Source organism: uncultured Luteimonas sp., from assembly GCF_947492465.1.
Classification (GTDB): domain Bacteria; phylum Pseudomonadota; class Gammaproteobacteria; order Xanthomonadales; family Xanthomonadaceae; genus Luteimonas.
On record NZ_CANLNF010000009.1, the window covers coordinates 12966 to 39110 of the forward strand.

The 26145-nt window shown below is 69.3% G+C and carries 21 protein-coding genes; 10 read left to right on the forward strand and 11 right to left on the reverse strand.

Annotated features, from left to right (window positions below):
• The first annotated feature begins 50 nt into the window (after positions 1–50).
• The 5 genes from Q0863_RS16000 (at position 51) to Q0863_RS16020 (ending at position 9714) form a co-directional block, all read left to right on the forward strand.
• Positions 51–2012: a S9 family peptidase gene (locus tag Q0863_RS16000; protein WP_298580756.1), complete on the forward strand. Its 1962-nt coding sequence runs from the start codon at positions 51–53 to the stop codon at positions 2010–2012.
• Between the two features lie 162 nt (positions 2013–2174).
• Positions 2175–4247, forward strand: a complete 2073-nt coding sequence (locus Q0863_RS16005) for a S9 family peptidase (protein ID WP_298580759.1) — start codon at positions 2175–2177, stop codon at positions 4245–4247.
• 74 nt (positions 4248–4321) lie between these two features.
• Entirely contained in the window at positions 4322–5584 is a 1263-nt protein-coding gene (locus tag Q0863_RS16010; RefSeq protein WP_298580762.1) for a DUF819 family protein, read from the forward strand.
• Between the two features lie 192 nt (positions 5585–5776).
• Entirely contained in the window at positions 5777–8209 is a 2433-nt protein-coding gene (locus tag Q0863_RS16015) for a TonB-dependent receptor (RefSeq protein ID WP_298580765.1), read from the forward strand.
• A 17-nt stretch (positions 8210–8226) separates the two neighbouring features.
• A complete protein-coding gene (locus tag Q0863_RS16020) occupies positions 8227–9714 on the forward strand; it encodes a CehA/McbA family metallohydrolase (RefSeq protein WP_298580767.1) in 1488 nt (495 codons plus the stop codon).
• 10 nt (positions 9715–9724) lie between these two features.
• On the opposite strand, the gene Q0863_RS16025 is transcribed toward Q0863_RS16020, so the two are convergent.
• The 8 genes from Q0863_RS16025 to Q0863_RS16060 form a co-directional block, all read right to left on the reverse strand.
• On the reverse strand, positions 9725–9949 hold the full coding sequence (locus Q0863_RS16025) for a CstA-like transporter-associated (seleno)protein (protein ID WP_298580771.1): 225 nt from the start codon (positions 9947–9949) through the stop codon (positions 9725–9727).
• Positions 9949–12024 (reverse strand): carbon starvation CstA family protein, encoded by a 2076-nt coding sequence (locus Q0863_RS16030; RefSeq protein WP_298580774.1) that lies wholly within the window; start codon positions 12022–12024, stop codon positions 9949–9951. Before Q0863_RS16030 ends, Q0863_RS16025 begins: the two co-directional genes overlap by 1 nt.
• A 109-nt stretch (positions 12025–12133) precedes the next feature.
• Positions 12134–13132 carry a magnesium and cobalt transport protein CorA gene (locus Q0863_RS16035; RefSeq protein ID WP_298580776.1) on the reverse strand — a complete coding sequence of 333 codons (999 nt, stop codon included), beginning with the start codon at positions 13130–13132 and terminating at the stop codon, positions 12134–12136.
• Positions 13133–13202: 70 nt separating this feature from the next.
• Positions 13203–15242: a glycoside hydrolase family 97 protein gene (locus Q0863_RS16040; RefSeq protein ID WP_298580779.1), complete on the reverse strand. Its 2040-nt coding sequence runs from the start codon at positions 15240–15242 to the stop codon at positions 13203–13205.
• A gap of 216 nt (positions 15243–15458) precedes the next feature.
• Positions 15459–16679 (reverse strand): DUF4105 domain-containing protein, encoded by a 1221-nt coding sequence (locus tag Q0863_RS16045; protein WP_298580781.1) that lies wholly within the window; start codon positions 16677–16679, stop codon positions 15459–15461.
• A 52-nt stretch (positions 16680–16731) separates the two neighbouring features.
• Positions 16732–17604 (reverse strand): transporter associated domain-containing protein, encoded by an 873-nt coding sequence (locus Q0863_RS16050; protein ID WP_298580784.1) that lies wholly within the window; start codon positions 17602–17604, stop codon positions 16732–16734.
• Positions 17605–17685: 81 nt separating this feature from the next.
• Entirely contained in the window at positions 17686–17949 is a 264-nt protein-coding gene (locus tag Q0863_RS16055; protein ID WP_298580786.1) for a hypothetical protein, read from the reverse strand.
• A gap of 16 nt (positions 17950–17965) precedes the next feature.
• Positions 17966–18934 (reverse strand): hypothetical protein, encoded by a 969-nt coding sequence (locus tag Q0863_RS16060; protein ID WP_298580788.1) that lies wholly within the window; start codon positions 18932–18934, stop codon positions 17966–17968.
• Positions 18935–19135: 201 nt separating this feature from the next.
• Here Q0863_RS16060 and Q0863_RS16065 point away from each other — a divergent pair, with 201 nt between their 5' ends.
• On the forward strand, positions 19136–19615 hold the full coding sequence (locus Q0863_RS16065; protein WP_298580790.1) for a hypothetical protein: 480 nt from the start codon (positions 19136–19138) through the stop codon (positions 19613–19615).
• A 105-nt stretch (positions 19616–19720) separates the two neighbouring features.
• On the opposite strand, the gene ybeY is transcribed toward Q0863_RS16065, so the two are convergent.
• The 3 genes from ybeY to Q0863_RS16080 are packed head-to-tail and all read right to left on the reverse strand — an operon-like array spanning position 19721 to position 22241.
• Positions 19721–20209 (reverse strand): rRNA maturation RNase YbeY, encoded by a 489-nt coding sequence (gene ybeY / locus Q0863_RS16070; RefSeq protein WP_298580792.1) that lies wholly within the window; start codon positions 20207–20209, stop codon positions 19721–19723.
• Positions 20210–20253: 44 nt separating this feature from the next.
• Entirely contained in the window at positions 20254–21219 is a 966-nt protein-coding gene (locus tag Q0863_RS16075) for a hypothetical protein (RefSeq protein ID WP_298580794.1), read from the reverse strand.
• Positions 21220–21263: 44 nt separating this feature from the next.
• The gene (locus Q0863_RS16080) at positions 21264–22241 is read right to left on the reverse strand and encodes a PhoH family protein (protein ID WP_298580796.1); all 978 of its coding nucleotides are present in this window, start codon (positions 22239–22241) and stop codon (positions 21264–21266) included.
• Between the two features lie 103 nt (positions 22242–22344).
• Between Q0863_RS16080 and Q0863_RS16085 the strand changes: the two genes are divergently transcribed.
• From Q0863_RS16085 to Q0863_RS16100, 4 genes are read left to right on the forward strand one after another with little or no spacing between them, the layout of a single operon-like run.
• A complete protein-coding gene (locus Q0863_RS16085; protein ID WP_298580798.1) occupies positions 22345–23025 on the forward strand; it encodes a TetR/AcrR family transcriptional regulator in 681 nt (226 codons plus the stop codon).
• Complete coding sequence (locus Q0863_RS16090; RefSeq protein WP_298580801.1) at positions 23022–23996, forward strand: HlyD family secretion protein; 975 nt, start codon at positions 23022–23024, stop codon at positions 23994–23996. Before Q0863_RS16085 ends, Q0863_RS16090 begins: the two co-directional genes overlap by 4 nt.
• 53 nt (positions 23997–24049) lie before the next feature.
• Entirely contained in the window at positions 24050–24976 is a 927-nt protein-coding gene (locus Q0863_RS16095) for an ABC transporter ATP-binding protein (RefSeq protein WP_298581001.1), read from the forward strand.
• The gene (locus Q0863_RS16100; protein ID WP_298580803.1) at positions 24973–26070 is read left to right on the forward strand and encodes an ABC transporter permease; all 1098 of its coding nucleotides are present in this window, start codon (positions 24973–24975) and stop codon (positions 26068–26070) included. The genes Q0863_RS16095 and Q0863_RS16100 overlap by 4 nt, the downstream gene beginning before the upstream one ends.
• Positions 26071–26145: the final 75 nt, after the last annotated feature.

Consider the following 26145-nt stretch of genomic DNA (forward strand, 5'->3'; position numbering starts at 1 on the left):
GCGCCCGCCCTCGCAGGAGGGGACAGGATGTCGACAAGGGGAAAACCGAGATGAGAATGCCGGTCGCGGCGCTGCTCGCCGCATGTCTGTGCGCGTTGCTTCTGCCGATCACGGGAGGGGCCGTCACGCGCGACAAGGTCGACCCGTTCATCGAGGAGAGCGGAGTCCGGGATGTGAAAATCTCGCCGACAGGTGCGTATCTGGCGATGTCGGTCCGCATGGATGGGCAGACGGGACTGATGGTGCTGGAACGCGGCCAGTCGGCGCCGCGGGCTTTCATGAGATTCACGCGCGATACCCACGTGCATGATTTCTGGTGGGTCAATGACGAACGCGTGATCATGTCGCTGGCGGAGACCTTCGGCACCCGTGACGACCCGATCCCGACTGGCGAGCTGTACGGGATGAACGCCGATGGGGGACGCAAGGAACTGCTGGTGGGGTATCGCGCCAGCGGGCCGCAGACCGGCACACGGGTCGGGGTGGACAGGGAAGGGCAGGTCGCGGCATTCCTGGTCGATCCGTTGCCGGAGGACGACGATCACGTCCTGCTTTCGATCCGGCCGCTCAGCAGGGATCCCTATTCCCGCGTCGAACGGATGAACGTGAACGACGGTCGCCGGGTGCGGGTCGCCTCCGCGCCGGTCGCGCAGGCCGACTTCGTGACCGACCACCAAGGACGGGTGCGGTTCACCGTGGGCTCCCTGTCGGACAACTACAGCCAGCTGTTCCACCGCAAGGACGACGCCTCGCCCTGGGAGCAACTCAATCATGAGCGCGTCAGCGGCCGGGTCGAGCGGCCCCTGGGTTTCGCCGAGGGGGACGAGATCGCCTATCTGCGCGTATCGCAGACGACCGGGCCCGACCGGATCGTGGCGCTGGATACCAGGACTGGCGAACGCACGCAGGTCGCGGCGGATGAATCCGTCGACCCGCAACCGATCTATCTCGATTGGGCGCGTCCAATCGGGGCCTGGTACCTGGGCGGCAAGCCCCGCCTCGCGTTCTTCGACGAGACGCATGAGGAGGCGCGCCTGCAGCACACGCTGCAGCGCTCGTTCCCGGGCAGTCGCGCGACAACGACATCGTCCACGCGGGATGGGCGACTGCGTGTGGTCCTTGTCGAGAGCGACGTCGATCCCGGCTCCTTCTATCTCTTCGACACCCAGGCCCGCGGCGCGAGCCTGATCGTCGCCCGGGACGAACAGATCGATTCCCAACGCATGTCGCCCATGAAGGCCATCGAGCTCAAGGCGCGTGACGGGGTTGCGCTGCATGGCTTCATGACATTGCCTGTCGGCGCTGGCGACAAGGGCCTGCCGCTGGTGGTGTTGCCGCATGGCGGGCCGTTCGGCGTATTCGATGCCTGGGGATTCAATGCCGATGCGCAGTTGCTTGCCGCGTCGGGCTACGCGGTGCTGCAGGTCAATTTCCGTGGTTCGGGCAACTACGGGCGGGCGTTCAAGCAGGCCGGGGCTCGCCAATGGGGCGCCGCGATGCAGGACGACGTGACCGATGCCACCCGTTGGGCGATCGAACAGGGATACGCCGATCCCCAGCGGGTCTGCATCTACGGCGCCAGCTATGGCGCATATGCCGCCCTGATGGGAGCAGTCCGTGAGCCGGACCTGTATCGTTGTGCCATCGGCTACGTTGGCGTGTTCGATCTGCCGATGATGCAGCGCGATCTTGCCGCCCGCGACCGGTCGAGCGCGACCTGGGCGAACGAATGGATCGGCACCGACGGTGCGGCATTGGAGGCGGCGTCGCCGAACCGGCGCGCCGGCGATATCAAGGTGCCGGTCTTCCTTGCGGCCGGTGGCAAGGATTTCATCGCGCCCATCGATCACACCAAACGCATGGAGGCGGCGCTGAAGCGGGCGGGCGTGCCGGTCGACGCACTCTACTACCCGAACGAAGGCCACGGCTTCTACGAAACCGAGCACCGCCGCGAGTTCTACACCAGGATGCTGGATTTCCTCGACCGTCACATCGGTCCCGGGCGCGGCTGAAGCAGGCGGCGGCGGGCTGCCGCAGCCCGCCGCCCGGCCCGATCCCGGGGGTCGCGCCGTACCGGGCGGCCCCCGCGCCGTGGCGCATGTGCCGGACGTCCTTTGCGGGGGCGTGTGCGAGCGCCTACCATCCGGGCCAGTCCTCATCCGGAGTGGTCCAGAATGACGCCACGACACGCCTTGCTGCCGATCTGCCTGCTCGCCGCGCTCCCCGCGCTGGCCGATGCGCGCGGCTTCGACGTCCGCGACCTGGTCAGGCTCGACCGGGTGTCCTCGCCGCTGCTGTCGCCCGATGGCCGGGTGGTGGTGTACGCCCAGCGCAGCGTGGACGATGCGCTCAAGGCGACTACCGCGCTGTACGCGCGCAACCTGGTCACCCGCGATGCGGCGCCGCCGGCGCGGATCACGCCGGAGGGCTGGAACGTCAATTCGCCCACGTTCTCCAGCGACGGGCAGACGCTGTACTTCCTGAGCGCCAAGGGTGGCTCGCAGCAGCTCTACGCGATGCCGACCGCGGGCGGCGAGCCGCGCCAGCTCACCGCGTTCGCGCTGGACGTGGGCAGCTACCGGCTGTCGCCCGACGGCGCGCGCGTGGCCTTCAGCGCCGACACCTTCGCCGAATGCGCCGCCGATCTTGCCTGCACGAAGAAGAAGCTCGACGGCCGCGAAGCCGACAAGGCGAGCGGGCGCGTGTACGACCAGTTGTTCGTGCGCCACTGGGACACCTGGAGCGACGGCCGCCGCAGCCGCCTGTTCCTGGCCAGCCTGCCGGGCGAGGGTGCGGCGCCCGTCGACCGTGCCACCCCGCTCAGCGGCGCCCTGGATGGCGACATCCCCGCCAAGCCGTTCGGCGATGCCGGCGACTACACCTGGGCGCCGGATGGCAGCCACGTGGTCGCCAGCGTGCGCATCGCCGGCAGGAGCGAGCCCTGGTCGACCAATTTCGATCTCTACCGCCTGCCGCTCGAGGGCGGCACGCCGGTCAACCTGACCGAGGCCAACCCGGCCTGGGATGCCGGTCCGGTGTACAGCGCCGACGGGACGACCCTGTTCTACCGCGCGATGAAGCGCCCGGGCTTCGAGGCCGACCGCTACGCGATCATGGCGATGGACGTGGCCACCGGGAAAACCCGCGAGATCGCACCGGACTGGGACCGTTCGCCGAGCAGCCTGCAGCCGGCCGCCGACGGCAAGTCGCTGTACGTGGCGGCGCAGAGCATGGGTGAGTACCCGCTGTTCCGCATCGGCATCGGCAGCGGCGAAGTCACCGAACTGGTGGCCGATGGCACGGTCTCGGCCTTCGCGGTCGAGGGCGACACCATCGCGCTGACCCGCAACAGCATCGACAGCGGCGACACGCTGCATGTCGCCATTGGCGACGGGCCGCTGCGCCAGATCACGCCGACCGCGTCCGAGCGCCTGCCCGACGTCCAGTTCGGGTCCTACGAGCAGTTCTCGTTCGAGGGCGCGGACGATGCCACGGTCCATGGTTACGTGGTCAAGCCCTCGGGCTTCGAGGAGGGTCGCCGCTATCCGGTCGCGTTCCTGATCCACGGCGGCCCGCAAGGCAGCTTCGGCAACGGCTGGAGCTATCGCTGGAACCCCCAGACCTACGCGGGCCAGGGCTACGCGGTGGTGATGATCGACTTCCACGGTTCCACCGGCTACGGCCAGGCCTTCACCGATGCGATCAGCGGCGACTGGGGCGGCAAGCCGCTGGTGGACCTGCAGAAGGGCTGGGCGGAGGCGCTGGCGAAGTACGACTTCCTCGATGGCGAACGCGCCTGTGCGCTCGGCGCCAGCTACGGCGGCTACATGGTCAACTGGATCGCCGGCAACTGGTTCGACCGGGACGGCCGCTCGCCGTGGAAATGCCTGGTCAACCACGATGGCGTATTCGACACCCGCTCGATGGGCTACGTGACCGAGGAGCTGTGGTTCACCGAATGGGAAAACGGCGGCACGCCGTTCGACAAGCCGGAGAACTACGAGAAGTTCAACCCGGTCAACCACGTCGCCAAGTGGCGCGTGCCGATGCTGGTGGTGCAGGGCGAGAAGGACTACCGCGTGCCGGTGGACCAGGGCCTGTCCACGTTCACCGCGCTGCAGCGCAAGGGCATCGAGTCGAAGCTGCTCTACTTCCCCGACGAGAACCACTGGGTGCTCAAGCCGCACAACAGCATCCTGTGGCACGACACCGTCAACGCCTGGCTCAAGCGCCACACCGGCCAATGAGTCCCGCGGAAAGCCGGCGCCCGCCGGCTTTCCCTTTTGCGCGGACGCATCGCGCGACCCAACGGAGCTGACCAATGGCGATCGAGAACGCCGGACCTTCGACTGCAATGATCACCAACGACGCGGTGGTGATGGGGTTGCTGGCCGTGACCCTGGGGTTGGTGTTCTGGACCTCGTCCCGGCCCAGCGGCTTCTGGAAGCGCTTCTACAGCTATGTGCCCGCGCTGCTGCTGTGCTACCTGCTGCCGGCGGTCTACAACAGCATCGGCCTGATCGACGGCAATGCCTCGGGGCTGTACCCGATGGCGCGCGACTACCTGTTGCCCAGCGCGCTGGTGCTGCTGTGCCTTGCGATCGACCTCGGCGCCATCCTGCGTTTGGGGCCCAAGGCGGTGGTGATGTTCCTGACCGGCACGGCAGGGGTGATGCTCGGCGCCCTGGTGGCTTTCGCGGCGATGGGCTGGATCCATCCCGAATCGGTGGCGGGCGACACCTGGCGGGGCATGACCACCGTGGCCGGAAGCTGGATCGGCGGTGGCGCCAACCAGGCCGCGATGAAAGAAGTGTTCGAGGTCGAGGCGACGTTGTTCGGCCAGTTCATCGCGGTCGACGTACTGGTGGCCAATGTATGGATGGCGATCGTGCTGCTGTTGGCCGCACGGGCGAACGCATTCGATCGCTGGACCGGTGCCGACACGTCCGCGATCGAGGACATGAAACAGCGGATCGAGGCCTACCAGGCGCAGCATTCGCGTAACCCGAGTCTGACCGACCTGATGGTGATCCTCGCCATCGGACTTGGCGCGACCGGCCTGTCGCACCTGCTCGCCGCGCCGCTGGTGGTCTGGATGGAAGGCCTGCCTGCCTCCTGGAACCTGGAGGACTACAGCCTCACGTCCGGCTTCTTCTGGATGGTCGTGATCGCCACCACCGTGGGCCTGGCGCTGAGCTTCACGCGCGCGCGGGAAATGGAAGGCGCGGGCGCGTCCAAGGTCGGTTCGGCGATGCTCTACGTGCTGGTGGCCACTATCGGCATGCACATGGACATCGGCGCGCTGCTCGACCGGCCCTGGCTGTTCCTGCTGGGCCTGATCTGGATCAGCGTGCATGCAGGACTGATGCTGCTGGTAGCCAAGCTGATCCGGGCGCCGCTGTTCTTCCTGGCGGTAGGCTCGCAGGCCAATATCGGCGGCGCGGCTTCGGCGCCCGTGGTCGCCAGCGCCTTCCATCCGGCGCTGGCCCCCGTGGGCGTGCTGCTGGCGGTACTGGGCTACGCGCTGGGGACGTACTGCGCGTACATCACCGGGCAGCTGCTGCGGATGATGGCCGGCGCCTAGGCTCCGCGTCGCGCGAGCCGTGGGTGTGACAGCTTCGTCATCGGCGCGTCACGGCGCATAAAGATTCCTGGGCGAGGGTAGGCGGCTTCCGGCACGGACGCCGCCAATCCCCACACAGGTATCCGCATGCAGCTCCCGCACAACCGCCTCGGCGAATCGATCCGGCACGTCCTGCTTCTTGGTTTCGGCATCATGGCGACGAGCACCAGCGCCGTGGCGCAGGAGGGATCGCCGGAAACGAGCGATCCGACCGCTCGCGACCTCGATACGATCATCGTCACCGGCCGCGCCGGCAGCGATCTCCGCACCAAGGCCGAGACCAGCTACTCGATCACCAACATCGAAGAAGAAGCCCTGCGCCTGCAGGCGCCGACCAGCGTCACCGAGGCGATGAAGTCGGTGCCCGGCTTCTGGGTGGAGGCTTCGGGCGGCGAGGCGAGCGGCAACATCCGCGCGCGCGGCGTGCCGGTCGATGGATTCGGCTCGGTGCAGCTGCTGGAGGACGGCATGCCGATCCAGCACGATCCGGCGCTCGGCTACCTCAACGGCGACCAGGCGTTCCGCCTCGACGAGACCATCGAGCGCATCGAGGTCGTCCGTGGCGGGCCGTCGTCGGTGTTCTATTCGAACGCGCCTGCGGGTGCGATCAACTTCATCCCGCGCAGGGCCGGGGACGAGGCGGAAGGCCTGGTGAAGCTGACGGTCGGCGATGCCGGCCTGTTCCGCACCGATTTCTGGTACGGGGCTCCGGTTGGCGACGGATGGACGCTCGGCGTGGGCGGCTTCTACCGCAGCGAGGACGGCGTGCGCGATCTCGGCTTCACCGGCAACCGGGGCGGCCAGCTGCGCGTCAGCCTCGGGCGCGAGTTCGAGCGTGGCAGGGTCGATTTCGACCTCAAGCGCGTCGACGACACGGTGGCCTTCTATGCCGGCATCCCGATGCGCAGCGCAGCCGACGGCAGGATCCGCGCCGTCCCCGGCTTCGACGGCAACCACGGCAGCGTGGCCGGCCCGGAGACGTCGCTGGTGCGCATGCGCATGGCTGGCGGCGACGACTACCTGTTCGACAACACCCGCGGCACCGAGATCGAGCGGACGCAGCTGACCGCCGCCTTCGAATTCGACCTGGGCGGCGACTGGATGCTGCGCGACAAGTTGCGATACAACGACACCGAAACCCAGCGCAATGGCGTGTTCCCGAATCTCCTGCAGAGCGCCAGCAGCTTCCTCGAGCAGACCGGCGGCCTGCTGGCGGGCGTCCCGGGGGCCGTCGACCTGCAGCTGCGTTACGTGACGTCACCGGAGCAGGTGTACGACGTCGCCGACCAGAATGGCAACGGCCTGGTCATCGTCGGTGGCCTGCGCGGACTGACCATGCCGGTCACCGAAATCATGAACGATCTGCAGCTGTCGCGCGGCTTCGATGTCGGCGCACAGCGGCACGACCTGACCTTCGGCTACTACCACGCGCACATCGAAGAGGACTTCAGCCGTTACTCCTCGAACGCGTTGCTCGACGTGCGCGACAATGCGCGCCTGCTCGACCTCGTCGCGGTCGATGCCAGCGGCAGCGTGGTGCAGTCGCTGACCGACAACGGCATCTGGCGCTACGGCTACGAATGGGAGAACGCATCCGGCGAGCAGACCACGCATGCGTTCTACCTCGCCGACGAGTGGCAGGTCGGCGAGCGCCTGCGGCTCGATGGCGGTCTGCGCTGGGAAGAGATGACCGCGCGGGGCCGCGTCGAGCGCAAGCAACAGGTCGACCTCGGCACCCCGGCGACTTCGCAGGTGTGGACCGGTACCGGCGAGTTCGCGCATTACGACGACAGCTTCAGCAGGCTCGGCTGGACCGTGGGTGCGAATTTCCAGTTCGACGAACGCTCGGGCGTGTTCGCGCGCTACACGGCGACCAACCGCCTGCCCAGCCTCGGCAACTACATCACCAACGCCGCCGCCACGCCGGACATCCAGACGATGGACCTGGCGGAGGTCGGCTTCAAGTACGGCAGCAACCCGCTCGATTTCTACGCGACCGCGTTCTGGACCGGGTACGACAACGTCGGCTTCAGCAACTACCGCGTCGGCCTGGACGGCGTGATCGTCAACGAGGCGCGCTACGCCGATACCCGAACCCTGGGCCTCGAACTCGAGACGGCGTATCGCCCGACCGACTGGTTCGACGTCTCCGCCACCGCCACCGTGCAACAGCCTGAGTACCAGGGGCTGCAGTACACCGACCGCGACGGGAATGCCCACGACTACGACGGCAACCAGCTGATCCGCGTGCCGAAACAGAGCCTGCGCATCGTGCCCGGACTGAACTTCCTCGATCGAAGGCTGCGCGTGCAGCTGGCCTACGAGCGCCAGGGCGCGCGCTACGTCGACACCGCCAATTCGGTGCGCCTGCCGGCCTATGACGTGTTCAATCTTTCCGCGCGGTACGACGTCAGCGACCGCTTCTCGGTCTACGGCTACGTGGACAACCTCGACAATTCGCTGGGGCTGACCGAGGGCAACCCGCGCCAGGGCGAACTTGAGAACGGGGACGCCGGTGCCAACACGTTCATTGCGCGCCCGCTGCTGGGACGCAACGTCCGCCTGGCACTGACGTACCGGTTCTGAGCCGGGAGGCGCCGACGATGCAATGCCACCGCGCCTGGCCGCTGCTTCTGCTCTGCGCACTGGCGCCTGCCGCGACGGGGGTGGCTGCGGGCGACTTCGTCCTGTCGGGGCGTATCGACGCCGACGCGCACGAGCGCTACATCGAGCTGCCGTTCGAGGTGCCGGAGGGGACCGGGCGCATCACGGTCGAGTTCGACTACAGCGGTCGCGAGGAGAAGACCACGATCGACCTTGGCCTGGTCGATCCGCACGGTCTCCGCGGCTGGAGCGGAGGCAACAAGCGCATGTTCACCGTCGCGGTCGACGACGCCACGCCCTCCTATCGCCCCGGTCCGTTGCCGGCCGGTCGCTGGCAACTGCTGCTGGGCGTGCCGAACATCCGCGCGGGTGCGGTGTCCGACTACACCGCGCGCATCGCGTTGACGCCCGCGGCCACGCCCGAGCGATTGCCGGCGGTGCTGCAGCCGGTGCTGCGCGACGGCCCAGGCTGGTACCGCGGCGACCTGCACGCGCACACCGGCCACAGCGACGCCAGCTGCCCGAGCCAGCAGGGCGCCAAGGTCCCTTGTCCCCTGTTCCTGACCCTGCAGGCCGCCGCCGAGCGCGGGCTCGACTTCGTCTCGGTCACCGAGCACAACACGGCGTCGCACCTGCAGGAGCTGCGTGGCCTGCAGCCGTACTTCGATCGCCTGCTGCTGGTGCCGGGCATGGAGGTGACGACGTTCGAGGGACACGCCAACGTCTTCGGCCTGCAGGCGGGGCTGGACTTCCGTGTCGGGGACGCCGTGCGCGACTGGAACGCGCTGCTCGTGGAGGTCGAGCGACGGGGGCTGCCGATCTCCGTCAACCATCCCGCGTTGCCCGGCGACGAGCGCTGCATGGGTTGTGGATGGCGGCCCGAGGGCGGCACCGACTGGTCCAGGGTAGCGGCCGTGGAAGCGGTCAACGGTCAGGACGCCGGCACGCCGGTGTCGGGAATCCCCTTCTGGCACGCGCGCCTGGACGAAGGCCACCGCTTGACCGGGATCGGCGGCAGCGACAACCACGATGCGACGCTGCGCGACTCGCGATTCGGCCGCAGCCGCGTTGGCGCACCGACGACGGTCGTGCATGCGGCATCGCTCTCGCAGCAGGCGATCCTCGAGGGCATCCGCGTCGGACGCGTGTTCATCGACGCCGACGGCAGTGGCGCCGCGCTCGACTTGGTCGCACGGCACGGCGACACCACGGTGGCGATGGGAGGCAACCTGGCGCTGCCGCGGGACGCGGAGGCCGGGTTCGAGCTGCGGGTGTCCGGTGCGCCGGGTGCCAGGGTCGAGGTGATCGTCGACGGAGCCGTCGCCCCGCTGCTGACCGATGCGAACGTGGTCGGGCCGGACCAGCGCCTTGCGTGGCGCTGGCGCAGCGACGGCGGCCGCCACTGGCTGCGGGTGGACGTCCGCGCGGCGGATGGCCGCCTGCTGCTGGTCGGCAACCCGATATACGTGAACTTCCCGGAGCGCTGAAGAGAGCCGCTCAGCAGCAGCGGAAGCCATTCCTGCCGCCGAAACGCGCTTCCTGCCGCTCGCGGAAAAAGGTCTTGTAGTCCATCGGTTCGCGGTCGGGATGCTTCTCCAGCATGTGCCGGACGTAGTTGTCGTAGTCCGGCACCCCGCAGCATAGCCGCGCCGTCTGGACCAGCCTTCGCCACACCACCTTGTGGGTGGCGAAGTGGTCGAGGGTGACCAGTGCGCCCGCCATCAGAAGTACGCCTTCTGCTGCTCGGGAGTCAGCGCCACGTACGGCGTCTCGCGATCGGTGCGCACCGCGCTGGCGCGCGCCTTGCGGATCGCCAGCACCGAGTAGAACAGCACGCTCAGGACCACCAGCAGGAACAGCGCGGTCAGGCCCGCGTTGACGTAGTTGTTGATCATGATCTGGCTCATGCCGTCGAAATCCCTGGACGGCGCGATCAGCTCGCCGCGCGCGATGGCGTCGCGGTAGCGGCTGGCCTGGGCGAGGAAGCCCACGCCGGGATTGGCGTCGAAGATCTTGATCCAGCCCGCATAGGTGGTGCACACCAGCAGCCAGATGGTCGGGACGATCGAGACCCAGGCGTAGCGGTCCTTCTTCATCTTGAACAGCACCACCGTGCACAGCATCAGCGCGATGCCGGCCAGCATCTGGTTGGCGATGCCGAACAGCGGCCACAGCATGTTGATGCCGCCCAGCGGATCGGTCACGCCCTGGTAAAGGAAGTAGCCCCACAGCGCCACGCAGCCGGCGGTGGCGAGCAGGTTCGGGCCCCAGGACTCGGTCTTGCGCATCACCGGCACGAAGCTGCCCAGCAGGTCCTGCAGCATGAAGCGTCCAGCCCGGGTACCCGCATCGACCGCGGTGAGGATGAACAGCGCTTCGAACAGGATCGCGAAGTGGTACCAGAACGCCATCATTCCCTCGCCGGGGATCACCGCGTGGAAGATCTGCGCGATGCCCACCGCCAGGGTGGGCGCGCCGCCGGCCCGGGAGAGGATCGAGTTCTCGCCGATGTCCGCGGCAGTGGCGGTGAGTACCTCGGGGGTGACCGTGAAGCCCCAGCTGGAGACGACCTGCGCCGCGTTCGCCACGTCGGTGCCGATCACCGCCGCCGGGCTGTTCATGACGAAGTACACGCCCGGGTCGATGATCGAGGCGGCGACCATGGCCATGATCGCCACGAACGACTCCATCAGCATGCCGCCATAGCCGATGTAGGGCGCATGGCGCTCGTTGGCCAGCAGTTTCGGGGTGGTGCCGGAGCTGATCAGCGCATGGAAGCCGGACACCGCGCCGCAGGCGATGGTGATGAACAGGAACGGGAACATCGAGCCCTTCCATACCGGGCCGGTGCCGTCGGTGAACTGGGTCAGCGCCGGCATCTTCAGCTCGGGCATGACGATCAGGATGCCGACCGCCAGGCCGAGGATCGTGCCGATCTTGAGGAAGGTGGACAGGTAGTCGCGCGGCGCCAGCAGCAGCCACACCGGCAGCACCGCGGCGACGAAGCCGTAGCCGATCAGCATCCAGGTGATCTGGGTGCCGGTGAAGGTGAAGGCCGGACCCCAGGTCGGATGGGCGGCGACGTCGCCGCCGAACCAGATCGCCGCGACCAGCAGGATGATGCCGACCACCGAGATCTCGCCGATCTTCCCGGGCCGGATGTAGCGCATGTACACGCCCATGAAGATCGCGATCGGGATGGTGGCGATCACGGTGAACATGCCCCAGGGGCTCTCGGCCAGCGCCTTCACCACGATCATCGCCAGCACCGCCAGGATGATGATCATGATCAGGAAGGCGCCGAACAGCGCGATGGTGCCGGGCACCTTGCCCATCTCCTCGCGCACCAGGTCGCCGAGCGAGCGCGCGTCGCGGCGGCTGGAGATCACCAGCACCATGAAGTCCTGCACCGCGCCGGCCAGGACCACGCCGGCGATCAGCCAGAGCGTGCCCGGCAGGTATCCCATCTGCGCGGCCAGGACCGGGCCGACCAGCGGGCCGGCGCCGGCGATCGCGGCGAAGTGGTGGCCGAACAGCACGTGCTTGTTGGTCGGCACGAAGTCCAGGCCATCATTGCGCAGCACCGCGGGCGTGGCGCGGGTGGGATCGAGCCCGAGCACCCGGTTGGCGATGAACAGCCCGTAGTAGCGGTAGGCCACCAGATAGATCGACACCGCCGCGATCACGATCCACAGCGCGTTGATCGACTCGCCGCGGCGCAGGGCCACGGTACCGAGGCAGAATGCGCCGACCAGGGCGAGCGCCGCCCACACAACCTTGCCGAATCCGCCTTTCATGGGGTGCCTCGACTTGGGGGAATTGCCTGTCTTTTACGCCTGTCCGGCATGGAACGCCAATGACGGCAGCACACATCGGGGTTCGACTTTGGTCCGGGCCCCTGGCCGGCTACAGCCAGCGCACCTTGCGCAGGTAGCGGTAGAGCACGCCCACCACCAGCGCCACGCCGGCGACCAGCACTGGATAGCTCCAGCGCCCGTGCAGTTCCGGCATGTGCACGAAGTTCATGCCGTACCAGCTGGTGATCAGGGTCGGCGCGGCCAGCAGCGCTGCCCAGCCGGCCAGCCGCTTCACTACCTCGCCCTGGGTCTGGGTGACCAGCGCCTGGTTCACCGCCAGCGCGGTGCCGAGCATGTCCCGCAGCAGGTCCACGGTCTGGTTGATGCGCACGCTGTGGTCGAGCACGTCGCGCAGGTACAGGCGCACTTCCTCGGGGACCAGCGGGCTGCTGCTGCGCACCAGCTGCGACAGCACGTCCTGCATCGGCGCCACGTTGACCTGCATGTAGGTCAGTTCGCGCTTGAGGTCGTAGAGCCGGATCACGGTGGCGCGCTCGAACGACTCGCTGACGATGTCCTGCTCCAGCGCCAGCAGGGTGTTCTTGAACTCGGCCACGATCGGCAGGTAGTTGTCGACGATCGCGTCGAGCACCGCGTACAGGGCGAACGACGGCCCCAGCGCCAGCAGCTCCGGTTCGCGCTCCACCCGCGCCCGGGCCGGGGCGTACGACAGCGAGGCGCCGTGACGCACCGTCACCAGGTAGCGCGGGCCGAAGAAGACGTGGGTCTCGCCGAAGGCGATCTTCTGCTCGACGACCTGCGCGGTGCCCGCCACCACGAACAGCGAGTTGCCGTAGGCCTCGATCTTGGGCCGCTGGTGCGCCTTGTGCGCGTCCTCGATCGCCAGGTCGTGCAGGCCGAACTCCTCCTGGAGCTTTTCCAGCACGGTGTCGTCGGGTTCGTACAGGCCGATCCAGACGAAGCCGCCGTCGTCGTCGGCCAGCACGTCGCTGATCGCATCCAGCGGCACGTCGCGGCGCACGCCGTCGCGCCCGTAGACGGCGCTGTTGATCACGCTGGGCGGGTTCGGGACGGCGGCGGTTTCCATCGCCACATCCTGCGCCAGCACGACCGCAGCGGCAACCGCGCGCGGGTGGCGACGACCGGCTTTCCGCGGCTCAGTGCGCGGAGAAGCGGATGGCCTGCCCGCCGCCGGGCGCCAGGTGCAGGCGCAGGGTGTCGGTGGCCGAGACCTCGCGCGTCTCGATCACGATGTCCTCGCGATGCGAGCGGTAGTCGGCGGCATCGCCGTCGCGATAGATCTGCGCGCTGTATTGTCGGCCGCGTTCCAGGAAGTCCAGCGGCACCTCCAGCGTGCGCGGATGCTCGTCGGTCACCGCGCCCAGGTACCAGTCGTCGCCGCCGCGCTCGCGCCGCGCGATGGTGACGAAATCGCCGACCTCGCCGTTGAGCACGCGCGTGGTCTCCCAGTCCACCGGCACGTCCTTGATGAACTGGAACGGCGCGGGGTTGGCTTCGTAGTTGTCCAGCAGGTCGGCCGCCATCTGCAGCGGGCTGTAGACCACCACGTACAGCGCCAGCTGCTTGGCCCAGGTGGTCTGGATGCCGCCGGGCGAGCGCGTCTGCATGCCGAAGATGCCGGGCGTGTAGTCCATCGGGCCGGCCAGCAGGCGGGTGAACACCAGGTTGGCCTCGTGCCCGGGCGGGTTGCCCGGCTGGCCCCAGGCGCTGAACTCCATGCCGCGCGCGCCTTCGCGGGTGATCGCGTTGGGCCAGGTTCGGCGCAGTCCGGTGTCCTTCACCGGCTCGTGCGGGTTGACCGCGATATGACGCTTCGCAGCCTCGGCGATCACGCGCTGGTGGTGGTTCACCATGTCCTGGCCTTCGTGCCAGCCGTAGGCGATGGTGCCGTCGGCAGCGCGCACCTTGGCCTGGCCGGCGTCGGCGACATAACCGGTCTTGACCGCCGGGATGCCGACGCGCCGGTACAGGTCGAAGGCATCGGCCAGCTGCGTTTCGTAGTGCGCCGCGTGGCCGGAGGTTTCGTGGTGGCCGATCAGGACCACGCCCCTGTCGCGCGCGTAGGCGGCCAGCGCCTCCAGGTCGAAGTCGGGATACGCCCGGGTGAAGCTGAATTCCCCGCCGTTGCCGAACCAGTCGCCGTCCCAGCCGAGGTTCCAGCCTTCCACCAGCACGCCGCCGAAGCCGTGTTCGGCCGCGAAATCGATGTGGCGGCGCACGTTGTCGTTGGTCGCGCCATGCTTCTCGCCGGAGGCCCAGGTCTTGCGCTCCAGGTGCATCTCCCACCACACGCCCACGTACTTCATCGGCTTGACCCAGGACACGTCGCCGAGCCGGTTGGGCTCGTTGAGGTTGAGGATCAGCGACGATTCCACCAGGTCGCCCGCGCGCGGCGCGACCTGCAGCGTGCGCCATGGCGTGCTGAAGGGCGTGGCCACCGAGACCTTCGCCGATGTGCCGCTGCCCGGGGTGAGCGCGGCCTTGAGCCTGCGCCCCTCGACGCGGGTGAGGTTCATGCCCGAATAGTCGACCAGCGCGGCCTCGTGGATCGACACGTGCAGGCCGTCGCCGGTGCGCAGGGTGATCGGCGTCTGCGCATCGCCCACCTGCTGCAGCGGCGTGGTGTTGTAGAGGTACTCCTCGCGGTTCCATTCGAAGGCGGGAATCCACCACGCGGTCGCGTCCTCGGCCAGGGTGAACTCGGTGAGTTCCTCGGCGATGTTCAGGTGCGCCAGTCCCGGCTGGTCGCGGAACGCATAGCGGAAGCCGAGGCCATCGTCGTAGAGGCGGAACACGACGTCGAAGTCGCGCCGGGGGCCGGAGCGCTCGCGCAGGGTGACGGTGAGTTCGTTGTAGTGGTTGCGGATCTCGCGGCGTTCGCCCCAGGGCTGCTCCCAGGTCTCGTCGAAGCGGCGCTGCCGCTGCGCGGCGATCTCGAGGTTGCGCTCGAACTTCGGCACGTCGGTGAACAGCATGCCCAGCCGCGATGGCGCGATCACCGCGCGGCCCTCGCGCAGTACCGCATAGCTCGGACGGCCGTCGTTGTCGGTGCCGAGCTCGACGCAGAGCACGTTGCCGGGCGAACAGGCCTGGGCCTTCGACGGCGGTGCGGCAGCGGAGGCGGTGGCCGCCGTCGCGCACAGCAGCAGGGCGGCGGGCAGGCTGCGGATCGGCATCGTGCGTCCTCGTTGTTGCGGCTTCGCTCGATGGTGCCACAGCGTCGCCGAGCCGGTCCGTGCATACGTATGCAGAGCGATAGCGGCGATCAGGTTTGCGACGGCAGGACGCAAGCTGCGCGTTGCCGCGGGTGGCTGGAAGATTCCGTCCCAGGCCGGCCGATCGTGCGAGCCCGCGCAGATCGTGTCAGCGCGGGCCCCTGCGGCCTTGCATGTTCAGTGGCGCCTGCGCGCGCCCAACGTCCAGGCCAGCGCCACGTGCAGCGGCAACAGCAGCGCGATCCAGTGCGCGTTGCGCTGCGGCAGCACCGGCAGCAGGTGCAGGAACAGCGCGACCACCGCGCCAGCGGCGAGGATCCATGCCAGGACGCGGAACAGCGCGCCGGTCTCGCGGCCGCGCGCGATCCGCCAGCCGCCGGGCAGCATCAGCAGTCCCAGCGGCGAAAGCAGCAGCAGGTTCTGGTTGGCCCAGGCGAAGCGGTGTTCGGTGAAGCCCCACAGCAGGGCCATCACCAGCCCCAGCACGCCGCCCAGCGCCCAGAAGGGCAGGGCCACGGCCGCCACCGTCGATGGACGCCGGCGTCCCCAGGCCCGCACGCCGGCGGCCAGCACCAGGCCGGCCAGCAGCCAGGGCCACCACGGGCGCGGTGCCTCCACCGGCTCCGGCGGCAGTCGGTGCGGCAGCACCTCCTCGATGTCCATGACCAGGGGCCGGCCATCGTCGAGGCGCATGCCCGACAGCGCGTCGGCCAGCCGCATCGGCACGAAGGCGTCCTGCCACAGCGAGTTGGGCCGGTCCGCCGCGGGACCGAGGCCCAGGTCGAACCCGAGCCACATCCAGGGCGCCGGTGAGGCCAGCCGCACCGCGTCGCCGCGGTAGGTGTTGCCGCGCGAGCGGCTCGCGAGGCGGCGTTCGAGCGCGCCGCCGAGCGTCGCATCGAGCGCGTCGCGCACGCGGGTGGAGCAGTTGTCGGTGAAGTAGTCGTAGCGGTAGACCGCGTTCTCCGGGCGCGCATTCAGTGCGAGCGCCTCGGACAGAGCCTGGGCCTGCGCCGGGTCCAGGTCCAGCCACTGCACCGACACGCCGCGCCCGACCTCGCGGTAGTAGGCCAGGTCCTGCGACAGCGGCAGCGCCACCAGTCGGTAGCGCATGTCGCCGAGCACGAAGCGCCAGGCGAAGTCGGGCTCCTCCATGTCGAAGAAGCCGAAGTTGTACGACACCGGCTCGGGCAGCGCCGGGTCGTCGACGATGATGGCGTTGTGGCCGAAGCGTTCGAAGAAGATCTCGCCCGGCTGCATGGTGGCCACGCCGATGCGCGGCGCGGCCTGCAACGGCGCAGCCAGCGCCAGCAGCGTGGCCAGCAGCAGAAGCAGGATGGCGGCGAGGTGCAGGCGCGGGTTCACGGGCGCATGCGCAGCCGGGTCCGCCGATGCCATGTGCGCCCCGGCAAGCCGGTTCCCCCACATCGCGCCCATCGCGCCGCCGGCGCTAGGCGGCATCGTGGTCGCCATGCACGCTCACGTGCAGGGCATGCAGGCGCCGCGCATCGGCGCGCGCGATGCGGAATCCGAAACGGCCCAGGGTCAGTTCCTCGCCGGCCTCGGGCAGGTGCCCGATCTCGGCCGTGACCAGGCCGCCGATGGTGTCGTACTCGTCGTCGTCGAAGTCGGCGCCGAAGCGCTCGTTGAAATCGGCGATCGGGGTCAGCGCATCGACCACGTACTGCCCGTCGGCCTGCGCGGCGATCAGCGCCTCGGGATCCTCGGCATCGTCGTGCTCGTCGTCGATCTCGCCGACGATTTCCTCCAGCACGTCCTCGATCGTCACGAGGCCGGCGACGCCGCCGTACTCGTCGATCACGATCGCCATGTGGTTGCGCGACTGGCGGAACTCGCGCAGCAGCACGTTGAGCTTCTTCGACTCGGGAATCAGCACCGCCGGCCGCAGCAGTTCATGGACCGAGCCCGGACCGTTGTCGGCGACCACGCCGCGCAGCAGGTCCTTGGCCAGCAGGATGCCCAGGATCTCGTCCTTGTCCTCGCCGTGCACCGGGAAGCGGGAATGGCCCGATTCGACCACCTGCCGCATCAGGTCGAGGAACTTCGCCTCGGCCGACAGCGCCACCATCTGCGCGCGCGGCACCATCACGTCGCCGACGCTCATGTCGGACACGGCCAGCGCGCCCTCCATCATGCGCAGGGTGTCAGCCTCGATCAGGCCGTCGGAATGGGTGTCGCGCAGCAGCTCGACCAGGTCTTCGCGGGTGCTGGGTTCGCCGGAGATGGCCGAACTGAGCCGTTCCAGCCAACTGCGCCGCTTTTCCGGGGTTTCGGAGGCGCTACTACTGTCGTCCTCGGACATTGCAGTAAGTGTCTGATTCGAAATCGCCCGTCGCGGGCGGCAGGGACAAGTCTAGCCGCTTGCGGGCCGGCGACCCAACGGTCAGGTCGCCACGCCGCGGTCGCTGCCGGGCTTCAGGATCAGCAGTTCGTCCGCTTCCCGGGCACGGCAGCGGGCCAGCAGCCCCTCGGCGGCCGCAGGATCGAGCCGGTAGCGCTCGAACGCCGCACGGTCGATCTCGTAGTACTCCTCGTAATCCACCATCCGGTTGGCCACCGGGATGGAGAGGTAGTAGCGGCCCGAGCCTTCCTCGATGCCAAGCGAGAAACGGTGCTCGCGGCTGACGAACAGATCGTTGAATTTCAAGGCGTTTCCGGTGGCGTCAGGGGTCGACCGGGGTCGCGGTGTATCTTGAGGGTGGGATCGCGCCAACGTCAATCACGGCTTCCGCGCTGCCATCGGGCAGGCGTCCACCCGGGATCCACAGATCGTTCGCGCCCGCCTCGTTGCCCGACGGCACGCGCAGGTCCAGCTGCCGGGGCTGCTCGAAGTCCACCCGCATCAGCGTGTTGCCGTCCAGCTGGCCCTCGGGCAGGCCCAGGGCGCGTTCCAGCGCGCGAGGGTCACCGCCGGCATTGGCCAGCAGCGCATCGGCCTGGGCGCGCGGCATCACGAAAGAGGTGCCGTCCACCTGGCCGGGGCCGTACTTGTCCAGGCCGCTGCGCAGCTGGAAGCGCGTGGCGCCATCATCGAACAGGGCCAGGTGCTCGCTGATGTACTGCGGCGAGAGGTATTCGGAGGGATCCGGCCGGCTGCCCTTGGGCAGGGCGGTGATCCCGTCGGCCTGCGCGCGCGTCAATGGCGCGGCATTGTCGAGGCGGCTCGCCGCACGCGCGGCGTCGGCCGTGTCCGCCGCGGCATCGGCCACGCGCGCACCCTTGGCCGCCTTGTCCACGCCCTTGGTGCCGACGACCACCAGCACCGCCTCGGTCAGCCCCCGTCCGATCGCCTCGCCGTAGTTGCCGTTGTTCCAGTCGTCCACGATCGGCTCGACCACGGCATCGACCAGCAGCCCCGGGTTGCGGGCGATGGTGGCCGCGGTCTCGAACGCGTTCTCGACGCGGTCCGCGCCGCGCTGCGCGGAGGGCAGCCAGTCCGGCGCGTCCTGGCCGGTCAGGCCTTCGTAGGCGTCGGTCACCAGGCCCGCACCACTCAGGTCGTAGCCGGTTTTCGCCACGCCCACGCCCAGGTCGACCACGCCCTTGCCGGTCTCCCACAGCGTTTCGCCTGCGCCCTTGAACACCCCTCCGACCTGGGAAAGCCCGTTGCCGATGCTGTCGAACACGCCCATGGGAACCCTGCACGGATGGGGGATGGCCCGATTGTGCTGTCCCCATTCGCGGCGGGGCAATCTGGGGAAAACCCGCGCTGCCTGCCACGGGCCGACGCGGGGCCGGAGTTTTCCGACGCGCGGCTGCGGCGAGCACCGATGGCCCGCGCCGGGGGATGCGTCCATGCTGGAACTTCATCGACGACGTCAGGGAGGACGTCCATGTCCAGCAAGACCATTCTCGCGGCAGGCCTGCTGGCCTGCCTGGTGCCCGCTGCCGCGCTGGCCGCCGACCGTCCCGGCTACGGCGATGCGGTCGAGTTCTTCGAGACCGAGGCGCAGTACGAGGCCTGGTTCACCCTGGTGCGCAACCTGCGGCGCGATTTCGACTGGATCTGCGGCGATACCTTCTGCGAGGGCGACTACAGCAACATCCAGCCGTTGCGGTTCAGTTGTTCGGTGCACCGCAGCAGCGGCCGTGTCGGGATGTGCGTGTGGACGTTCGCGGCCAGTCAGGAGGAAATCGCCCAGGCGACCGGCAGGATCGGGGTCCAGCGGGCGTTCTGGGAGTGCCGGATGCCGCTCGGGGCGGGCACGCGCATCGACCAGCTGCTCGATGCGCTCGCGGTCGACGCGCCGCTGTACGCGCCGCTGCCCGGGCAACAGCGCAGCGTCATGGACGCGCTGATCGACTGCCTCTAGTAGGCCCGGACGCCCTGCAACGTCGCTGCGTCGGCCCCGGCTGCCGTTGCCGCGTGTATCCAGTGCCGCCCGACGAGGTCGCTTCGCCGCGGCCTTCCGTCGGGTCTAATGGTCCGCGGAGGCGTAGGGATCGTCTATGCCGAGGCCGGCGAGGATGTCGCGTTCGAGCTGCTCCATCGCTTCGGCCTCGCGGCTGTCCTCGTGGTTCCAGCCCAGCAGGTGCAACGCGCCATGGACGGTGAGGTGCGCGTAGTGCGCGTTCAGGACCTTGCCCTGTTCGCGTGCTTCGCGCGCCACCACCGGTGCGCAGATGACGAGGTCGCCGAGCAGCGGCATGCGGACGCCCGGCGGCAGGCCCTCGGGCAGCTCGGCGGGAAAGCTCAGCACGTTGGTCGCATAGTCCTTGCCGCGGTAGTGGCGGTTGAGCGCGCGACCTTCCTTGCTCCCGACCAGGCGGATCGCCAGGTCGGCCTCGCGGATGCGCCCGGCCAGTGCGGCCGTGGCCCAGCGCCGGAACGAGACCGCCGAAGGCAGGCCCTTGCGCGGGAGGGCGTAACCGACGGCGATATCGAGACGGATGGGACCCTGGGTCATGGCGACCAGTCTAACCGCCCGGTCGCGCCCGGAGCGCCCGCGCGTCAGTGCCCGCCCCAGTCCTCGGGCGCGTAGTCGATCGTCACGATCTCCGCGTCCTGCGCCAGGGCGGCCAGCGCCTCCTCGTCGAGCGTGCGGTGGCAGTTGCGGGCCGCGCTGCCGATTTCGGCGGCCACGAGCTGCCGCATCAGCGCCTCCCCCAGCGCCTGTTCTTCCAGATCGGAGTCGACGTGGATCGTCGTATCGCCGCAACCGCCGACGTTGTAGGCCTGCACCGCGGGGACGAGTTCCCGCATGGCGCGGTCGGCGAGCGCCGTGAACTCGTCCCGGCCGATCCGGGATTCAGTCGCGCTGATCCGGCCCTTGAAGAAGTGGAGCTGGCGGTAGAGCAGGTAGCCGCGCGAACGCATGGCGAACCAGTCGTTCTCGCCCGCGCCGGGAGCGTCGTAGCCCAGTTCGATCGCCCGCCCATCGACGTGGCGGGGCGCGCGGGCCGGCAGTGACGCCAGCAGCGCCTCGCGCGAGTCGTCCTGGACGGGCAGCGACCCTGGCGGATCCTCGAGGCCTGGGTCATGGTCCGCGTCCGGGTGCGGGACGGACGGCGACACAGCGGTCGAGGCCGCGGGCAGCGCGACGTCGAACTCCCCGGCATCCACGGCCACGAGTCCGCGGAAGTAACCCGCCTGCACGGCCGCCTCCAGGCTGGCGTGGAAATCGGCCATGCCCTTGTCGAGCGCCTCTTCGGCTCCGGATTGCCCATGCGGATACACGAACAGGTCGATGCGCGTCTCATCGTGTCCGGGCACGAGGTAGCGCAGCATCACCCCCGCCAGGCGGTTGCCGGCGTCGTAGCGGGTGGCCTCGAGGACGAAATCGCCGACCCGATGCGGGGCGACGACATGGGTGCGTTCGATGAACGCGGGAGCGGGAGGGTCATCCGCTGCGGTCGCGGAGGCGGATGACAGGGCGTGCGCACAGGCGACGCAGCATCCGAGCAGCAGGGTGCGCATGGCGGGTCCCCGTCGCGGGCGTCCCCACGCCCGATGGACCCATCCTACCCCGCGGCGGTCGCTCCGTCCGCGTCGCGACGGTCGTAGGCATCGACGATCCGGGCCACCAGCGGGTGGCGGACCACGTCGCGGGCCTCGAAGAAGGTGAAGCTCACGCCGCCGACGTCGCGCAGCACCTCGATCGCGTCCTTGAGGCCGGACTTCACGTGCTTGGGCAGGTCGATCTGGGTCATGTCGCCGGTGACCACGGCGGTCGAGCCGAAACCGAGCCGGGTCAGGAACATCTTCATCTGTTCGATGGTCGTGTTCTGCGCCTCGTCCAGGATCACGAAGGCATCGTTGAGCGTGCGCCCGCGCATGTAGGCCAGGGGCGCGATCTCGATGACGTTGCGCTCCAGCAGCTTGAGCACCTTCTCCACGCCGAGCATCTCGTAGAGCGCGTCGTACAGCGGGCGCAGGTAGGGATCGACCTTCTGGCTGAGGTCGCCGGGCAGGAAGCCGAGCTTCTCGCCGGCCTCCACCGCAGGGCGCACCAGCACCACGCGCTGCACCCGCGATTCGTTGAGCGCTTCCACCGCCATCGCCACGGCCAGGAAGGTCTTGCCGGTGCCGGCCGGGCCGATGCCGAAGTTGATGTCGTGGGTGGCGATCGCGTGCAGGTATTTAGCCTGGTTGGCGCCGCGGCCGCGGATGGTGCCGCGCTTGACCCGGATCGCGACGTCCTGCGGCGTGGTGTCGCCGGCGCGGTCGACGTTGGCGTCGTTGAGCCGCAGGTTGATCGCGTTGCTGTCGAAGGTTTCGCTGGCGGCCTCTTCGTACAGATCGCGCAGCAGGCGCTCGGCCTGCGCCACCATTCGCGCGTCGGGACCGGACACCCGGAACACGTTGCCGCGGTTGGCGATCTCCACGCCGAGCCGCAGCTCGATCTGGCGCAGGTGGGCGTCGAAGGGACCGCCGAGGTTGGCCAGCCGTTCGGTGTCGGCCGGGTCGAGGGTGAAGTCGCGCTGGGTCTGGTGTGCCATAGGCGGGGCAGGGTAGCGCACCCGACCGTCGGGCCGGGTGGTGGACGCTTCGCATTCAGGCCGTGTTCGAGCATTAATTGATTGAGCAATTAATATCTGCCGCATGGAACGCAAGCCCGCTCCGAAACGCCCGTCTCCCCCCGGTCGGACCGCACAGCGCGCGCCGGGCCGTCCGCCCGACGATGCCGACCGCCGCAGCCTGGTGCTCGATGCCGCGCTGGCCTGCTACGTGCGTCGCGGAATCGCCGCGACCAGCCTGCGCGACATCGCCGACAGTGCGGGCGTCACGCCGGCGCTGGTGCATTACTACTTCGGCGATGCGGCCGGCCTGCGCGAGGCGGTGACCGCCGAACGGCTGATGCCCGTCTTCACCCGGATCCGCGACCTCCTGCTGGGCATGCCCGACGCCCCGCTGCGCGAGGTGCTCAGCGCCTTCGTCGACGCACTATGCGACGCGGTGCGTCGCCATGCCTGGCTGGCGCCGCTGTGGATCCGCGAGGTGGTCAGCGAAGGCGGCAGCCTGCGCGACCTGCTGGCGCAGCGGCTGGCGCCGCAGATCGCCGGCGTGCTGGCGGCGCGCTTTGCCGCGGAGCAGGCTGCCGGCCGGCTCAATCCGGCGCTCGATCCGCGCCTGCTGATGGTGTCGGTGGTGGGACTGACCCTGTTTCCGGCCGCGGGCACGCCGATCTGGCGCCAGATCTTCGACAGCGAATCGCTCGGCATCGACGATATCCGCGACCACGCGCTTGCGTTGCTCCTGCGCGGGCTGGAGCTGCCCGAATGACCGTCTGCACCCCGTCGCGCGCGCTGTGCGCCGCCGCACTGTCCGTCGCCCTGCTGCTGCTCGCCGGCTGCCGGCAGGCGCCGCCGCAGGCCCTGGGCACGCTGGAATACGATCGCATCGCGCTGCCGGCGCCGGCCGCCGAACGCATCGCCGAGATCGTGGTGCGCGAAGGCCAGCGGGTCGAGGCCGGCGCGCGCATCCTCAGCCTGGAGTCGTCGCGCGGCGATGCGCAGCTGGCCGCGGCCGAGGCCGACGTCGCGCGCCAGCGCCAGGTGCTGGAAGAACTGCGCAACGGCGCACGCAGCGAGGACATCGCCCAGCTGCGCGCCAATCTCGCCGCAGCGCAGGCGCAGGCGCGCGATGCGCGCGCCTACTCGGCGCGGCTGCAGCCGCTGGGATCGAGGCAACTGGTGGCCGCGGCCGAAGTCGATCGGGCGCGCGCGGCCGCCGCCAGCGCCGACGCCCAGGTCGCGGCGGCCCGCGCGGCGCTGGCCGAACTCCAGCGCGGCGTCCGCCCCGAGCAGATCGCCCAGGCCGAGGCCGCGCTGGCCGCCGCGCAGGCGCAGCTGCGCGCGCAGTCGGTGACCACCGGCAAGCTCGACGTGCTGGCGCCGCGCGCCGGCCGCATCGACAGCCTGCCGTACCGGCTGGGCGACGAGCCGCCGCCCGGCGCGCCGGTGGCGGTGATGCTCGTCGGCGACGCGCCCTACGCCCGCGTGTACGTGCCCGAGCCGCTGCGCATGCAGGTCGCGGTCGGCGATGTCGCCACGGTCCATCTCGGCGCCGACGGCGGGCGCAGCTATCGCGGCCGCGTGCGCATGATCCGCAGCGAGCCCACCTTCACTCCCTACTATGCGCTGACCGGCAAGGACGCCGCGCGTCTGAGCTACCTGGCCGAGGTCGAGCTGGAAGGCGAGGGCGTGGCCGAGCTGCCGGCCGGGCTGCCGCTGCGGGTGGAATTCCAGCCGTGATGCATGCCGGAACGGCTGCCGCCACCGCGGACGACGCGGATCGCGACGTCGCCATCCGCGCACGCGGCATGGTCAAGTGCTTCGGCGCATTGACCGCGGTGGACCATGTCGACCTGACCGTGCCGCGCGCCCACGTCTACGGCTTCCTCGGTCCCAACGGCTCGGGCAAGTCGACCACGATCCGCATGCTCTGCGGCCTGCTCACGCCCACCCGCGGCGAGATCGAAGTCCTGGGCCTGAAGATCCCGGAGCAGGCGGACGCACTGCGCATGCGCACCGGCTACATGACCCAGAAGTTCTCGCTGTTCGAGGACCTCACCGTGCGCGAGAACCTCGAGTTCCTCGCCGCGGTGTACGGCCTGCCGCGCAGCGAGGCGCGTGCGCGCGTCGAAGAGCTGCTGGCCCTGTACCACTTCGAAGACCGGCACCGGCAGCTGGCCGGCACCCTGAGTGGCGGACAGAAACAGCGCCTGGCCTTGGCCGGCGCGGTAATCCACAAGCCCGAACTGCTGTTCCTGGACGAGCCCACCAGTGCGGTCGATCCCGAATCGCGGCGCGACTTCTGGGAGAAACTCTTCGAGCTGGCCGATGCCGGCACCACCCTGCTGGTGTCCACCCACTACATGGACGAGGCCGAGCGCTGCCACCGCATCGCCATCCTCGACCGCGGCGCGCTGGTCGCCGACGGCGCGCCCGGCCGCCTTGCAGCGGATCTGCGTGGCCGCAGCGTCGAGGTGCGCGCAGTCCACCCCCGCCGCGTCCAGCGCCTGCTGTCCGGCCTGCCCGGGGTGTTGAGCGTGGCCCAGATCGGCAACACCCTGCGGGTGCTGTCGGCGCCCGGCCACGACGGCGCCGAGGCGGTGACGCGCGCGCTGCACGAAGCCGCGCTGGAAGCCGAAGTGCTGCCGTCGGAAGCCAACCTCGAGGACGTGTTCGTGGCCGCCACCCGCGGACGCGCCGAAGACGGAGCCGGGCCATGAAGTCATGGCGCAGGCTGTGGGCGGTCGTGCTCAAGGAGCTGCGCCAGCTCCGCCGCGACCGCATCAGCATGCTGCTGATCGTGGCGATCCCGGTGATCGACCTGCTGATGTTCGGCTACGCGATCAATTTCAACCCGCGCAACCTCGACGCGATGATCGTCGACCAGGCCAACACCGCGACCTCGCGCGCGGCGGTGATGGACATGCGCGCCACCGGCATCATCGAGATCACCGGCGTCGGCGACAGCCCGGCGCAGGCGATGGACCAGCTGAGGCGGGGGCGCATCAGCGCGGCGATCGTGCTGCCGCCGGACTACGAACGGCGCCTGGCCGATGGCAGGCGCGCGGTGCAGGTGATGGTCGACGGTACCGACACCGTCGTGCAGGCCGCGGCCGTGCAGCTGGCGCAGCTGCCGCTGGAACAGGTGAACGGCCGCCGCGCGCAGGCCCTGCCTGCGCAGATCGAGGTGGTGAGCTTCTACAACCCCGAGCGGCGCTCGGCGGTGAGCATCGTGCCCGGCCTGATCGGCATCATCCTGACCATGACGATGACCATGTTCACCGCCATGGCGGTGGTACGCGAGCGCGAACGCGGCAACATGGAACTGCTGATCGCCACGCCCCTGACCCGCGCCGGGCTGATGATCGGCAAGGTGCTGCCGTACGCGGTCATCGGGCTGGTGCAGACCACGCTGATCCTGGCGCTGGGCATCTGGATGTTCGACGTGCCGTTGCGCGGCAGCCTGCTGGACGTCTATGTCGCTTCGCTGCTGCTGATCCTGGCCAACCTCGCGATGGGACTGCTGATCTCCACCCGCGCCGGCACGCAGTTCCAGGCGATCCAGATCACCATGTTCGTGTTCCTGCCGTCGATCCTGATCTCCGGCTTCATGTTCCCGTTCGCCGGCATGCCGGACGTGGTGCAGTGGGGCGCGGAACTGCTGCCCATGACCCATTTCCTTCGCCTGGTGCGCGGAATCATGCTGCGCGGCGCCAGCCTGCAGGAGCTCTGGCCCGGCGTGCTGGCGCTGCTGGCGTTCACCGCGGCCACGATGACGCTGGCGATCCTGCGCTTCCGCAAGCGGCTGGACTGAAGCGTTGGCGCCGGAGCGCGCATCCGGCGCCGTGCGCGCGTCGCGTTGCCCGTCGTTGCGCATCGGCAACTGGGG

Coding starts and splice junctions, on each gene's coding strand:
- Q0863_RS16020 (WP_298580767.1), top strand. CDS start 8,227: ATGCAATGCCACCGCGCCTGGCCGCTGCTTCTGCTCTGCGCACTGGCG.
- Q0863_RS16060 (WP_298580788.1), bottom strand. CDS start 18,934: ATGGGCGTGTTCGACAGCATCGGCAACGGGCTTTCCCAGGTCGGAGGG.
- Q0863_RS16035 (WP_298580776.1), bottom strand. CDS start 13,132: ATGGAAACCGCCGCCGTCCCGAACCCGCCCAGCGTGATCAACAGCGCC.
- Q0863_RS16030 (WP_298580774.1), bottom strand. CDS start 12,024: ATGAAAGGCGGATTCGGCAAGGTTGTGTGGGCGGCGCTCGCCCTGGTC.
- Q0863_RS16085 (WP_298580798.1), top strand. CDS start 22,345: ATGGAACGCAAGCCCGCTCCGAAACGCCCGTCTCCCCCCGGTCGGACC.
- Q0863_RS16050 (WP_298580784.1), bottom strand. CDS start 17,604: ATGTCCGAGGACGACAGTAGTAGCGCCTCCGAAACCCCGGAAAAGCGG.
- Q0863_RS16010 (WP_298580762.1), top strand. CDS start 4,322: ATGGCGATCGAGAACGCCGGACCTTCGACTGCAATGATCACCAACGAC.
- Q0863_RS16065 (WP_298580790.1), top strand. CDS start 19,136: ATGTCCAGCAAGACCATTCTCGCGGCAGGCCTGCTGGCCTGCCTGGTG.
- Q0863_RS16015 (WP_298580765.1), top strand. CDS start 5,777: ATGGCGACGAGCACCAGCGCCGTGGCGCAGGAGGGATCGCCGGAAACG.
- Q0863_RS16025 (WP_298580771.1), bottom strand. CDS start 9,949: ATGGCGGGCGCACTGGTCACCCTCGACCACTTCGCCACCCACAAGGTG.
- Q0863_RS16080 (WP_298580796.1), bottom strand. CDS start 22,241: ATGGCACACCAGACCCAGCGCGACTTCACCCTCGACCCGGCCGACACC.
- Q0863_RS16090 (WP_298580801.1), top strand. CDS start 23,022: ATGACCGTCTGCACCCCGTCGCGCGCGCTGTGCGCCGCCGCACTGTCC.
- Q0863_RS16005 (WP_298580759.1), top strand. CDS start 2,175: ATGACGCCACGACACGCCTTGCTGCCGATCTGCCTGCTCGCCGCGCTC.
- Q0863_RS16045 (WP_298580781.1), bottom strand. CDS start 16,679: ATGGCATCGGCGGACCCGGCTGCGCATGCGCCCGTGAACCCGCGCCTG.
- Q0863_RS16040 (WP_298580779.1), bottom strand. CDS start 15,242: ATGCCGATCCGCAGCCTGCCCGCCGCCCTGCTGCTGTGCGCGACGGCG.
- Q0863_RS16075 (WP_298580794.1), bottom strand. CDS start 21,219: ATGCGCACCCTGCTGCTCGGATGCTGCGTCGCCTGTGCGCACGCCCTG.
- ybeY (WP_298580792.1), bottom strand. CDS start 20,209: ATGACCCAGGGTCCCATCCGTCTCGATATCGCCGTCGGTTACGCCCTC.
- Q0863_RS16000 (WP_298580756.1), top strand. CDS start 51: ATGAGAATGCCGGTCGCGGCGCTGCTCGCCGCATGTCTGTGCGCGTTG.
- Q0863_RS16100 (WP_298580803.1), top strand. CDS start 24,973: ATGAAGTCATGGCGCAGGCTGTGGGCGGTCGTGCTCAAGGAGCTGCGC.